The sequence below is a fragment of the Microcoleus sp. AT3-D2 genome (assembly GCF_036705715.1).
GTDB lineage: Bacteria > Cyanobacteriota > Cyanobacteriia > Cyanobacteriales > Microcoleaceae > Microcoleus.
Window position 1 is genome coordinate 111,595 of record NZ_JAUBVE010000002.1, and the last position, 13,330, is coordinate 124,924.

At 45.7% G+C, this 13,330-nt stretch carries 13 protein-coding genes and 1 riboswitch; of the genes, 9 read left to right on the forward strand and 4 right to left on the reverse strand.

All coding sequences use genetic code 11. The features are described 5' to 3' along the window. The first annotated feature begins 190 nt into the window (after window positions 1–190). The 6 genes from QUB44_RS01970 to QUB44_RS01995 all read left to right on the forward strand — a co-directional run bounded on the left by QUB44_RS01970 (window position 191) and on the right by QUB44_RS01995 (window position 6,084). Complete coding sequence (locus QUB44_RS01970) at window positions 191–997, forward strand: PspA/IM30 family protein (protein ID WP_333362437.1); 807 nt, start codon at window positions 191–193, stop codon at window positions 995–997. A gap of 103 nt (window positions 998–1,100) precedes the next feature. Continuing rightward, complete coding sequence (locus QUB44_RS01975; RefSeq protein ID WP_333362440.1) at window positions 1,101–2,480, forward strand: ABC transporter substrate-binding protein; 1,380 nt, start codon at window positions 1,101–1,103, stop codon at window positions 2,478–2,480. Between the two features lie 203 nt (window positions 2,481–2,683). Next, entirely contained in the window at window positions 2,684–3,262 is a 579-nt protein-coding gene (locus tag QUB44_RS01980) for a Uma2 family endonuclease (RefSeq protein WP_333362445.1), read from the forward strand. A gap of 38 nt (window positions 3,263–3,300) precedes the next feature. After that, window positions 3,301–3,445: riboswitch (cobalamin riboswitch) on the forward strand. 154 nt (window positions 3,446–3,599) lie between these two features. Continuing rightward, on the forward strand, window positions 3,600–4,040 hold the full coding sequence (locus tag QUB44_RS01985) for a hypothetical protein (RefSeq protein ID WP_333362448.1): 441 nt from the start codon (window positions 3,600–3,602) through the stop codon (window positions 4,038–4,040). Between the two features lie 19 nt (window positions 4,041–4,059). Then, a complete protein-coding gene (locus tag QUB44_RS01990) occupies window positions 4,060–4,926 on the forward strand; it encodes a methyltransferase domain-containing protein (protein WP_333362450.1) in 867 nt (288 codons plus the stop codon). A gap of 309 nt (window positions 4,927–5,235) precedes the next feature. After that, a complete protein-coding gene (locus QUB44_RS01995) occupies window positions 5,236–6,084 on the forward strand; it encodes an ABC transporter ATP-binding protein (RefSeq protein ID WP_333362454.1) in 849 nt (282 codons plus the stop codon). A gap of 159 nt (window positions 6,085–6,243) precedes the next feature. On the opposite strand, the gene QUB44_RS02000 is transcribed toward QUB44_RS01995, so the two are convergent. Then, the gene (locus QUB44_RS02000; RefSeq protein WP_445299857.1) at window positions 6,244–6,945 is read right to left on the reverse strand and encodes a diacylglycerol/polyprenol kinase family protein; all 702 of its coding nucleotides are present in this window, start codon (window positions 6,943–6,945) and stop codon (window positions 6,244–6,246) included. 202 nt (window positions 6,946–7,147) lie between these two features. Between QUB44_RS02000 and QUB44_RS02005 the strand changes: the two genes are divergently transcribed. Continuing rightward, the gene (locus tag QUB44_RS02005; RefSeq protein WP_333362457.1) at window positions 7,148–7,429 is read left to right on the forward strand and encodes an antibiotic biosynthesis monooxygenase; all 282 of its coding nucleotides are present in this window, start codon (window positions 7,148–7,150) and stop codon (window positions 7,427–7,429) included. A gap of 56 nt (window positions 7,430–7,485) precedes the next feature. Further along, the gene (locus QUB44_RS02010) at window positions 7,486–7,992 is read left to right on the forward strand and encodes a DinB family protein (RefSeq protein ID WP_333362460.1); all 507 of its coding nucleotides are present in this window, start codon (window positions 7,486–7,488) and stop codon (window positions 7,990–7,992) included. 325 nt (window positions 7,993–8,317) lie between these two features. Here the strand turns inward: QUB44_RS02010 and bicA are convergent, their stop codons facing one another. The 3 genes from bicA to QUB44_RS02025 all read right to left on the reverse strand — a co-directional run bounded on the left by bicA (window position 8,318) and on the right by QUB44_RS02025 (window position 11,889). Further along, on the reverse strand, window positions 8,318–9,991 hold the full coding sequence (gene bicA, locus QUB44_RS02015; RefSeq protein ID WP_333362463.1) for a bicarbonate transporter BicA: 1,674 nt from the start codon (window positions 9,989–9,991) through the stop codon (window positions 8,318–8,320). 374 nt (window positions 9,992–10,365) lie between these two features. Next, entirely contained in the window at window positions 10,366–11,313 is a 948-nt protein-coding gene (locus QUB44_RS02020) for a glycosyltransferase (RefSeq protein WP_333362465.1), read from the reverse strand. Window positions 11,314–11,418: 105 nt separating this feature from the next. Further along, the gene (locus QUB44_RS02025; protein WP_333362468.1) at window positions 11,419–11,889 is read right to left on the reverse strand and encodes a tetratricopeptide repeat protein; all 471 of its coding nucleotides are present in this window, start codon (window positions 11,887–11,889) and stop codon (window positions 11,419–11,421) included. Window positions 11,890–11,965: 76 nt separating this feature from the next. Here QUB44_RS02025 and QUB44_RS02030 point away from each other — a divergent pair, with 76 nt between their 5' ends. Further along, window positions 11,966–13,309: a glycosyltransferase family 4 protein gene (locus tag QUB44_RS02030; RefSeq protein ID WP_333362472.1), complete on the forward strand. Its 1,344-nt coding sequence runs from the start codon at window positions 11,966–11,968 to the stop codon at window positions 13,307–13,309. Window positions 13,310–13,330: the final 21 nt, after the last annotated feature.

Below are 13,330 nucleotides of genomic sequence, written 5' to 3' on the forward strand. Positions count from 1 at the left end.
CTTTTATGAAGTCTAATATTATGACTTTTATGATATCTATCAATGAATTATATGAATTGACTTTCAGTGCTGGTTTGATTATGTTAACAGTATTATCTTTCTCTTTTCTGACTCTGCGCCCTCTGCAGTTGCATCATTCATTTATTCAAAAACAACCGTCAACGATATTACTCATCCAGGAGAATACAAAATGACTCAACAAAAACCCAACCAAAATAATCCCAACCCAACGGCTTTTATTCTCTTAGGGATAGTAGCACTGGCCGCCCTCAAATTAATTCATGGACTTTTCGGCAATCGTAACAGTTACAAACTTAAAGCAGTGTGGAGTTGGCTGTGGGGATTGCCCATTGAAGCTGACAACAAAATTGCAGTGCAAGTTGCCCAAGAATCGCTGCAATCCATGCAAAAGTCCGTGCTTAAGTTAACTGAATCTGTTGCCCAAATTTCTGCAAGTTATCAACAAACTAAACAGAAATATGATAGCAAAAAGCAAGAATTTATCCAACTAGAACAGCAGGCAACTCTAGCTAATTATCACGGCAATGAAGCAGCCGCACGTTTAGCGATGGCAAAAGCGATCTCGATTGAAAAATGGCTGCCAACATTAGCAGGGCAAGTTGCTCAATCAGAACAAATTTTGACTGCCAATAAAGATAAATTGAATCGCGAACGCCAGCGCTTAGAAACCTACAAAATGGAACTGCAAAACCTCAAAGATTTGTCAGAAGTAAATGAGGCATTAGCGGATATCGCTAAAGTGAACGGCAGCATCAGTACAGATTCAGCGCAATCGCAATTTGAAGAGGCACAGTCATCTATCCACAAGCGCTACTTGCAAACCAATGCCTTAGTCGAATTATCGGAAAATCCGGCTGAAAAACTGACGGCAGACCTGGACCAAATGATGCTAGACGATGAGATTTCTCGCCGACTGCTAGAACTGAATTTGTACAATCAATCGCAGATTTTACCCATTGACGAGAAGAGGCACTGACCCAATAATTATAGATGTTTTTTATCGTCCCAGGCTCTCCCTGGGAATACCCTGACCCTCTGCCTCTCAACAGTAAACAATATCGCAATAAGGAGAACAAATCATGTATCAAGATACTAACAAAATAAAAAGTCCGCCGCCCATTGTTTTTATTATTCTCTTCGGCTTAATTGCGTTTGGCGGATACAAGTTTATTCCAGGTTTATTCAAGGGCAAAATTTCAGAGAAATCGGGGTCGATCGCCACTCACATGAGTTTAGGAAATCAGATATTGCTGACATCGCAAACAACAGCCAAAAAGCAAGCAGGCGTTACAGCTTTTGCCAAAGGAGATTACAAAGAAGCTGTTCAAAAATTTCAGGCTTCGTTGCAACAAAATCGCAACGACCCGGAAACGGTAATCTATTTGAATAATGCGAGAGTAAGCGATCGCACTTCTCTGAAAATTGCCGTCAGCGTGCCGAGCGGCAGCAACCCCAACATCGCCCAAGAAATCCTCCGAGGTGTCGCCCAAGCTCAAGATGAAATCAACGCTAGGGGAGGAATTAACGGTGCCGGTTTGCAAGTTGAAATTGTCAATGACAATAACCGTCCAGAAGTTGCCAAAGAAGTTGCAGCAGCCTTAGCAAATGACCCGAAAATTCTCGCGGTAATCGGACACAATGACAGCACTGCGTCTTTAGCTGCCGCTCCAATTTATCAGGAAAAGAAACTGGTGATGGTGACACCTACCAGCAGTACGAATAATTTGTCAGGTTTTGGCAGCTATATTTTTCGGACTGTGCTAAATAGTGGCTCGACGACTGCTCCTTTAGCAGAGTATATCGTCAAACAAGCAGGCAAAGCCAATATTGCCTTCTGCTACGACTCTCAAGCTGCTGGCAGCGCTTCATTTAAGGATGAATTTATTGCCTCTCTTTCAGCATCAGCCGGCAGATTAGTTCCTATTGTCTGCGACTTGTCAGCGCCGACATTTAATCCCAACAATGCCATTGCCGATGCTGTTAGCAAAGGAGCAGAAGTATTGATGCTAGCACCCTACATCGAGCGCCTCGATCGCGCGATCGATCTAGCGCGTGCAAATCAAGGCAAATTGCCACTCTACGGCAGTTCAACTCTTTACACCTTTCAAACGCTAAAAGACGGGCAAAAAGACATTGACGGGCTTGTTTTGCCTGTTTCCTGGCATCCTGAAACTAATCCCGGCAGCACTTTCCCAAAAAATGCCAATCAGCGTTGGGGAGGAGTAGTAAATTGGCGGACAGCAATGAGTTTTGACGCGACTCAAGCTGTGATCGCGGGTTTGAAGCAAAGCAATACGCGGGAAGGGCTGCAACAAGCACTCAAAAGTCCGAGTTTCTCGGCACCAGGAGCAAGCGAAGAAGTGAGGTTTTTGCCCACGGGCGATCGGGCTGGTAAGCCGATTTTAGTGCAAGTTAAACAAGGAGGAAGCACTGGCTATAACTTTGTCCCGCTGCGGTAAGTTTGTTAAGTGCGATCGGACTCACATCTTGCACATTCTCAATAAGCCTTTCAGGGGCGGGCAGGATGCCCACCCCACCAGAAAATTCCTTGTGGAACAAACATCTTGCCTGTTTATTAGTATAATTAAAATCTAATTTTCTGTTGAATTAGCATAATTTTTAAGATAAAATGAAATGAGTAGATTAAAGGAGAGCGTTGTATATGATCGCGCCAGTTGAAACCAAAACCTACACGGCCCAGGAATATCTAGAATTGGAAATAAATTCTCAGGATCGGCATGAATTTATCAATGGGGATATTGTTCTGATGGCTGGTGGCGCACCGAATCATAATGAAATTACAAGCATCTTAAATGCTATTTTGAGGGTGAGTCTCAAGGGTCAACCTTACAGTATTTTTGCATCGGATCAGCGGCTTTGGGTTCCGCAGCTTAATAATTATACTTACCCGGATGTGATGGTGGTAGCGCGCCCGATCGAACTGCAATCTGGACGGACGGATACAATTACTAATCCGCTGCTCATTGCTGAGGTGCTGTCTAAAGGTACCAAAGCTTATGACCGCGATGAAAAGTTTGCTGCTTATCGCACTATTCCTAGTTTTCAGGAGTATTTATTAATCGATCAATATCGGCTACAGGTGGAGCAATATTCTAAAACTGAAGCGAATAAGTGGATATTTTCGGAATATAGCTGTATGGGCGATCGGCTCAGTTTAACATCTGTTGCTGTGGAAATTTCGCTGGCAGATTTGTATGAAAATATTGAGTTTGGTGAATAGGCGGACGGTTTTTTGTCAAATATCCCAAATAGTGGTAATATCCCCGTATATCGATCGGCTCTGATGGAGAACAGCCATCAGACGCAAGGGGGAAAGTTCGGTGCGAATCCGGCGCTGTCCCGCAACTGTAATGAGATTATTGCATCTCTGAGTCAGGATGCCCGCCGATCTGTTTACCTGTTGTTTTTCATCTGCGAGGTATGGATGATGGTGAGTTTATTATTTTTTTAATTATTGGATTGAGATTTTTTAACCGCAGATATCAGCAGATAAACACAGATGAATGCTGATGTAATTCGAGCTGTGTTCTGAAGCATATATTATTTTAATGAAAAAAATGCGAATCGAAGATAGTGTTTGGCAGGGTAGTTTTGGCTACTGGCAAAACTTGTTTATTCACCAGAATATTTTGCCGATCGGACATACTGCTTGGAATGGTTTTTTGCATCGAGGACGAGGCTTGGTTGCTTGCCAAATAACTACTCCCATTAACTGCTCTGTGAATTGGAGCGTAGATACTATAAAGTATGATCTGCAATTTATTTCCGATTTGGAGGCAACTGTTTATTTGCAAGAACTAGAACTAGAGGAAAACACTGTTTCAAATCTGCTCCAAATCATTGATAGCTACGAACCCAAGGAAGCAATTATATTTTTGTCGATCGCCAACGGTCAGATTGATATCAATTTGTTGCAAAACTTGGCAATTTCTCCTGTTGAGTGCTATGAACAGGTATGCAAGCGCTGGGAAGAATTTCAACTCTGCCCGAAATCCTAAAACTTACTAAATTTTCCGAATGCCGCAGCCAAAATCAATCGAAATTTCCAAGGTAACTCGCTACCAAAATGCAGCGCTTAATTACTATTTGGGCCTGACAGATTCGCCCTACCTTCACTACGGCTATTGGGAAACCCTACCTGTGCCCGCTGACGAACTAACGATCGCCCGATTGCGCCTCGCTCAGCAAGCTTATACTGTAAAACTGTTGGATGCGATCCCCAAAGGCACTCATACGATACTCGATGTGGGCTGCGGGATTGGCGGAAATGCGGCTTATTTACTCGATCGAGGTTTTGCAGTCGAAGGGCTCGCACCCGATCCGTTCCAACAACAGCGCTTTGTTAAGTGTACGGGCGATCGGGCAATCTTCCACCTCACCAGGTTTGAAGACTTCAAAGCAACTCATTTCTACGATCTTATTCTCTTTAGCGAAAGTAGCCAGTATATGTCGGCTGTTGATATTGCTAACGGTGCCGCCAAAATCCTCAATCAGGGCGGTTACGTGTTGCTGGCTGATATGCTGCGATCTGATGCTAATTATAAAGAGGGAATGTTCTCTAATTGTCATGTTGTTACGGAACTTCATGCAGCATTAAAGCAGGCTGGATTCACTTTAGTAAAAACTGAGGATATTTCCGCCCATATTTTGCCGACAATCGATTTGTATGTCGATACTTTCCGCCGATATGGACTGAATACGATGATCTATGTTGCAGATTTGATTGCGATCACAGTTCCGCCCATCCACAAATTCCTGCGCTGGATATTTCGTCGCTGGTTCAAGAAGCTGGTGGTTGAAGGATTGGAGGCGGGCAAACTTTTTGAGCAACATCTCTGTTATGAAATGCAACTTTGGCAGTTGTCAAAATCTGATCAAGGCTGACACAAATATAGCAGCAATTCTAAATCATTTGTGAATTTCTTACTCCCTCCCCTTGATAAGGGGAGGGTTGGGGTGGGGTAAAAAGTTTACGACTCATTTGTGAATTTCTTACTCCCTCCCCTTGATAAGGGGAGGGTTGGGGTGGGGTAAAAAGTTTAAGACTCCTGCAAGGATTGCTATACAATGGTAATCGGTAATTGGTAATCATTCATCGGTAATCGGTAATCGGTAATTGGAGGCATAGCCTCCGGGTATTTATTCCCAGGCAGAGCCTGGGAACAAGGTTATAAAAAATAAAAAATAACGAATATGTCTGAATGGATTCTCGAATTCGATCGCACTTCCTACTCCTATCCCTGCGGTTCGCGAGTGGCAATTCAGGGTTTAAATCTCAAAGTCCCCGCTGGGAAACGGTGCGGGCTGATCGGTCAAAATGGCTGTGGCAAAACTACATTTTTTCTGTTAGCAAATGGCTTATATCAACCGCAACAGGGAATCATTAGCTGGCAAGGTGAACCCTTTCGCTACGATCGCAAATCTTTGATGCAACTGCGCCAACAAATCGGACTCGTCTTTCAAAATCCCGAACATCAATTAGTAGCTTCGACGGTAGAAGAAGATATTTCCTATGGATTGTACAATTTAGGCTTAAAAGAATCCGAAGTTGCTCAACAGGTACAGCAGGCGATCGAGCAATTCGATCTAAGCGAACTCGCCCGCGAACCAATTCACAATCTCAGTTTGGGCCAGAAAAAGCGGGTTTCCATCGCCGATATCATGGTTCTGGAGCCCAAACTGCTGCTGTTAGATGAACCTACCGCCTATCTCGATCCGCGTCACACCCGACAACTGATCGGTTTACTCCAACAAATTCACAACGCCGGAACTACTATTCTTTTAGCAAGTCACGATCTCGATTTCATCTACCGCTGGGCAGATTGGGTGTTTGTAATGGATCGAGGAAACTTGATTTTAGAAGGAACACCGGAAACAGTTTTTGCTCAGCGGGATGTGTTGGAACAATTGCAGCTTGGCGTACCGCTGGCGATCGAGCTTATCGAGCAAATCAGGGCGATGTTTCCCACAGACGATCGCTCAAACATCCCCGCTTTCGAGCAATGGCAACAACAAATTTTACAAGCACGTCGGCTGCTTTAACGGAACTTAGACAATTGATAATTGGCGTTGCTGATTCACGGTATGAATCACCTTTTCGCTTGAAGTTACAAAACTTACCCTCAAGCGGGTTTATAGCAATTGCGAAATCTTGAATTCATACCTATATCCAGCAACACCACCCGTGGGGGGAAGTTCAGATTACACATTACCAATTATCAAAAATTGATTTAGGAAAAAGGCGATCGCCCCACTGCCGATCGGCACAGTCAGATTGTCAATTCCCAGCTTGGAAACCGACTCCAAAGTAGCAGCAGCCAAAGCTACAACAGCAGACACAGCCCAAGTTTGCCAAATATTTCCTTGAACCGCCAGCAAAATCAAACTACTAATAGCAAAACTCACCAAATACATAGTTGCAGAACCTTCCCAACTCTTCTGAATTCCCCCAACTCGATAAATATGTTTGCCGTATTTCTGCCCGATGACAGCAGCCAATCCGTCGCCCCAAGTCATGACTAAAATGCCCAAAGCAGCGTATTCCTGATGTTGCAGCGGCCAAAACCAAGCTACGAGAACGCTGATACTAACAGCATAGAAAAAAGTCCCCAAACTCTTGCGGTTGATACTATTAAGACTCGGCAAAATGGGAACTTGGTAAGAAATTAGGGCGATCGCGCCTGCTAAAACCCCCGCCGAAATCCCCACCCAACCGGGTATTTCCAGCCACCACGCCAGCAAAATCACGTTTCCAGTACCGATGTGCACCACCTTCCGCGATACTTCAGGATCGACAGAAGTAAAGCGATTTAACCCCTCAGCTACCAGTAAAATCAAACCCAGCCAGACTCCCACGAGGGAAATTTGCAGCCACACAGTCGGAATTTCAGAAAATATAGACACGATATTTAGGAAAAACTTAGATCGGGCACTGTTTACTACTTTAGTGGAAAGCGCGATCGCTCTGTTCGGTGTTGGCAGGATTTTCAACCGTCGCTACGGTATAATTTACTCGCTCTCCTGTGCTCGGCTTTGGAGACAAGGTGAGTTAGTCTAATAAAAATATTCGTTTGAAGTTTTGAAATTATCAGAGAATCTAACTGCTATGCAATATGTCTTAATTATTCATGAAGTAGAAAATTATGAAGCTTGGAAACAGGTATTCGATCAGGCTGAAAGCATCCGAAAAGAAGCTGGAGAGCGCTCCTATCAAGTCTTGAAATATGACAATGAACCCAACAAAATCGTTCATTTCTCCGCGTGGACATCAATCGCAGATGCTAGGGCGTTTTTTGAGTCGCCTGCACTGGTTAAAATTAGAGAGGAAGCGGGAGTTAAAGCTCCTGAATTTATTTATCTAGACCAATTAGAGTCTGGAGTATTATGAAAGACGTATTTGTTGTATAATGTAAGTTGTTCAAACTATGTGGTTAAGTTTTGAGTATGTACGACGGTAGCTACTACCAGCTAATGGCCGAGTACAATTGCTGGATGAACCAAAATATATATTCTGTCTGCTCGACAATTCCTGATGAACAGCGCAAACAGGATATGGGTGCCTTTTTTAAGTCGATTCATGGCACTTTGAATCACTTACTGTATGGTGACAAAGTATGGATGGGTCGTTTCACTCTTCACCCATTTTCGGTAGCCGTTATCGGTCAAGAACTCTATGCTGAATTTGAGGTTTTGAGAGCAGAACGGGAGACAACCGATCGGCAAATTATAGAATGGTCTAGACACCTTAATTCTGACTGGTTGAGTCAACCGTTTGAGTACACAAGCAATGTAGATGGTAAATGCCGCGTGCTACCGACTTGGGTTCTCGTGACACATATGTTCAATCATCAAACTCACCATAGAGGGCAAATTACCACACTGCTCAAACAACTGAGCTACGACCCAGGCGTTACAGATATTCCGTGCCTACCCGCTATATCAATCGGATAATTTCTGGTTGTATAGCTACACGCCAGAAGACTGGGCGGTTAAAACCTCGTCTACACTTGCCTCTCGTCCCAGCAGAGGGGGACTGAAGAAAATCAAAAATTCCTATCAATTATGGTTGCACGAGCGAGATGATTGTTGACTGTTGACTGTTGACTGTTGGCTGTTGGCTGTTGACTAAAATTATGCTTTCGAGCTGACTGTTTGGACATTTGAACAATACCGATGCAATCGGAAATGATATGAAAGGGGCGATCGAGCCATAAAAATAGCAGGAGAAACTGGCACTCCTGCTAAACCACTACTATTTTGGCTAATTCGCGGCTTGTTACACCGGCACTCCCAAGGGGATGCCTTTGTTGTCAACCACAGCGACGGCTTGTCGCAAGGCTGCGGTACGATCGCTCATGACATGCTCTGGCGCGATCAGATCCAACAATCCCAACTTCTGCAAGCGCTGCTGAATTTTCTCGCTAGCACCGACAATGTAAACCTGCAAACCCTTATCGCAGGCATCGCGAATCGCATTTTCGATCGCCAGCGAAGCCGTCACCCCCAGCATGGGCACAGCAGTCAGATCCATCACCAAAGCATCGGCATCCTTCATAGCATTGTGTTCGCGGGAAATCGCCTTCGACAACCCAAAAATCATCGGGCCGCTCAAGCAGAACAGCAACACGCGCCCCCTACCCTGATCCAACAGTTGCTTCTCCTCCTGACTGAGAAGAACCTCATCATCCGTATCGGAAATCAGCTTCACTCCCGCAGACTGCAAACTACTCAACCGTTCGATAGTCAGGATATTGGCAATAAAGACGCCCACACCCACCGCCACAATCAGATCCACAAACACAGTCAAAAATAGTACCCCGTACATGATCAGGGAACCCTTAACAGATACTTTGTGCGATCGTTTCAGGAAACTCCAGTCAAGGATATCAATCCCCACCTTCAGCGCAATCCCCGCCAACACCGCCATCGGAATCGGTTCAGTTAACTTCGCCGCCCCCAAAACCACCACCAGCAACACCAACGCCCGAGTTAAACCCGACAACGCCGAAGTCGCGCCTGTTTGGATATTGACCACAGTTCCCATCGTTGCCCCGGCGCCCGGTAAGCCACCGCAGATCCCCGACACGATATTGCCAATTCCTTGACCAATCAACTCCTTATCGGACTTGTGCTCCGTCCGCGTTAGACTGTCCGCCACCACCGCCGTCAGCAAGGTATCGATACAGCCCAGCATCCCCAGCATCACCGCATCCACAAACATCACCGTGATTTGACCGGCGGAAAAAGTCGGCAATTGCAAGGGGGGCAGTCCCACCGGAATTGCCCCAATCCGGCGAATATCCGCGCCCTGAAACACAGTCATCGAAATTACCGTGCCGACAATCAGCGCTATCAATTGCGGGGGCACGATTTTCTTCACCTGTTTGGGCATCAGGAAAATAATTGCCACCGTCAAGACACCCAGAATTGCTTCCGGCGGATTTATGTTTCCTAGCAACTGCGGAATTGCCATAAAAGTGCCCAAAACACCGCCTTTGGGAGGGGCTTGACCCAGAAACGGTGCAATTTGCAGAATGATCAAAATCACGCCAATTCCCGACATAAAGCCGGAAATCACGCTGTAGGGCATCAGGGTGACGTATTTCCCTAGCTTGAAAATACCAAAGATGATTTGAAACAACCCCGCCAGCATCACAACGGTAAATGCCATTGCTAGCCCTTGTTCGGGATTGCTGGCGGTGAGGGATGCGACGATCGCAGTCATCACCACAGTCATCGGCCCCGTGGGTTCAGAAATCAGTGTTGGGGTGCCACCAAACAGCGCCGCAAAGAAGCCAACGCAAATGGCACCGTACAGTCCCCCGATCGGCCCGATTCCCGAAGCGACCCCGAAGGCGAGGGCAAGGGGCAGCGAGACAATGGCAGCCGTGACACCGCCGAAGATGTCGCCCTTGAGATTATTGAAACTAATCCGATTAGTGATTGACATGAGTGGTGCATTAATAAACTAGACAGAATTTAACAATGCTGACTTTGGGCCCTTCACCGAGTCTCAGGGCCAAAGTTTTTCTGACTGGCATGACAGATAGCACAAGCAGGGCAGACCCAAGGAAAGGTCTGTGCTCATGCCCGATCGATGTCAAAGTCGTAAATACTTAATTTTTTAGTATTTCTTAATTTCTTAATTTAATGTAAAACGTGTCCGATCGAATTTTTATTTTTTGCTGCCGACTCTCGGAACGATCCCCGGCAAGTTCTCGTTCGAGCCAAATCTGAGCAAATCTCAAGGCAAAACAAAACCCCGTACTCTAATTAAATTTAATATATTATCCGTTGTTGAAAATTAATAATTCTTATTGATGGTTATTTCATCAACTTTCGCACAAACTCAAAGGCCCTTGGACGCAACTCCACCGGCAGCAGCGACAATCCCAAACCAGCCCACATTTTCGCCTCAGAAACCGACTTTCCAGCCTGCACCATCAGGCGTCCTTTTGCAGTTTCACCAACCTCAATCAGTCGCAAACCTAGCGCTAACTGAGTTTCTGCAATCCTTTTGAGCCTGACTGTTTCCAACTTCTCGGAATCAAATTCGTAGCCTGTCAAATAGCGCAATTTATCGCTTAAATATGGAATTGCCCGATCGACTCCTTGCTGTCCTGCATGAACTCGATACTCCATCAACAGCTCCGGCAAGTAATAGCACTTTTTGCCCGCAATTGCAAGTCTCACAAACAAATCGTTATCTTCGCAATTTTGCCAATTCTGCCGCAGAAATCCGACTTCTTCCAGCGCGCGGCGGCGAAACAAAGTCGCCCCTATTTGCAAACTTTGTCTCAGAAAAACTACCGAGAGCAAATCTTCAATAATTCCAGCCGACAACTCGGTGCGCCCCCACCGCTGCGAATTGAGTTTCGTCTGGTTTTCGTCAATATAATTGTTAATGTCGATCACCCAGTGATCTGTACTGACAAAATCGATGCTGGGGTCTTTATCTAAAATAGCCGATGTCCGCTCTAGAAATTGCGCGCTCAGGCGATCGTCATCGTCAAACTTGATAAAATATTCGCCCCTAGCTGCCGCAAAGCCCGATCGCATATTATTACTCTTGCCGATATTCTGCGGGTGGCGAATGTAGCGAATCCCGCGATCGACAAATTCCGACATCAACAGAGGAGTGCTGTCAGTAGAACCGTCATCACAGATAATTAATTCAAAATCTGTATAAGTTTGATCTAGCACGCTGGCGATCGCACAAGCCAGTAGATGCACTCGATTGCAAGTAGCAATGCAAACGCTAATTTTCGGCACAAGTTTATACTATTTTAGATTTGAAATCGTCTAAAAATTTTGCAATTCAGTGCTGACAAAAGAACCACCAATGCCCAATGCCTAATGCCCAATGCCCTATGTATTTTAACTCAAACGAGCCGTACATTCAAGAATTAACTTTTGATTCACCAAAGCAAACGGTTGAATTTCCAAAGCGCGACGAAAAGCTTGAATAGCATTTAGGTATTCTCCCAAGGCAGCGTAGCACAAACCCAGACCGTGCAATGCCCCAAAATGCACCGGGTTCAGTTTGAGGACAATTTCGCAGTCGTGGAGCGACTTTTTATAATTTCCTTGAGTATAGTGAAGTACGGCGCGTCGGTTCCAAGCTTCCGCAAAATCCGGCGCTTCGGAGATCAGTTTCGTCAGCAAATCCAAAGCGTGGTGAACATCGCCTGCATCTAACGAAACTTGCGATCGCCTGAGAATTTGCATCCCATAGTCACCTTTCTGGTTAAACCAAGTGCGCCAGAGTTCTGTAGTTGCCCGATCGCGCACGATTTCGTCGGATTTTTTCAAGTCTTCGAGTAGCGCCTTAACAGATAATTCGTCCATAGGTGCGAAGATTGTTAAAAAGATTTTATCAATTAATTTTATCGCGCAAGCGACAACTTTATTTATCCCACATCCCATGAAGATTTTGATGCTTTCCTCGACTTTTCCCTATCCGCCAAGCCGCGGAGGAACTCAGGTAAGGACGTTTAATTTATTGCAATACTTGAGCCTGCGGCATGATGTAATTCTCGGCACTGTACGATCGCCCGATGTCACCGATTCACAAATCGACACATTGCGCCAGCAAGTTGCAGAATTGGCAGTTTTTCCCCATCCGCAGACACCCCCCCAACCCCCCCTTGCTAAGGGGGGGCTAAGACTCCACCAGGAGACTGAGGAAAGATTTTTACCTCCCCCCCTTAATAAGGGGGGGACTGAGGGGGGGTTCTCTGAAATAATAGGAAAATTCCACAGATTCAGTCGATTTTTGCAGTCGGGCACACCTCCGAACGTACTCTCAAGCTACTCCCAATCAATGCAGAATTGGGCAGACGAATTGGTAACAGCAGGTAAATGCGATGCTGTCACCTGCGAGCACAGCGTTAACGAAATTTACGTGCGTCCAGAATGGCGTCAAAAACTGCTGACAGTGGCAAACATTCACAGTTCCGTTTGGGGAACTTGCAGGGAAATGTTAGCCACCGGCACCTCGGAAAAACCCGTGCGCGATCGACTAAATTTACCGCTACTCGCCCGCTACGAAAAACGCTACTGTTCCAAATTCTCCCGCATTGTCGCGACAACATCCACAGACAGAGAGCAACTCCTAGAATTACTGTTGCCTCCGGTTCGGGTGCGAGGAAAACAAGATTTTTTTGTACCTCCCATTGATGTAATTCCTAACGGCGTGGATTTAACTCAATTTCCGTATAGATCGATCGATCCGGGAGGACACACCTTAATTTTTGCAGGCGCAATGAACAATTTGCCCAATATTGACGCGGCGCGGTTTCTCAGTTTGCAAATACTGCCGCCTTTGCAGCAGCGCTATCCCGATGCTACCCTCACCTTAGTAGGGGCTTCGCCAGTCCCGGAAGTGCTCGCCTTGGGGGAACTTCCCGGAATTCAAGTAGTAGGTCGGGTACAAAGGGTGGCAGAATATTTGCATCAGGTTGCTGTTTGTGTGGTGCCGATGCGGATTGGTTTTGGGATTAAAAATAAAACTTTGGAGGCGATGGCTGCGGGAACTCCCGTGGTTGCTAGCGATCGAGGTTTGGAGGGTTTAGCCGTCGATGGCGGCCCACAACTAATAAGGGCCTTGCGGGCCAACAAAGTTCACGAGTATGTTGAGGCGATCGCCAGTTTGTTTGAAAATCAGCAGCTAAGACAGGAGCTCTCTGTCAACGCTCGATCGCTCGTTGAAAGCCAATACACTTGGGATATCATAGGTCGGCAGTACGATCGGCTATTGCAATTTTAAACTCTAAATTCTAAAATCTAA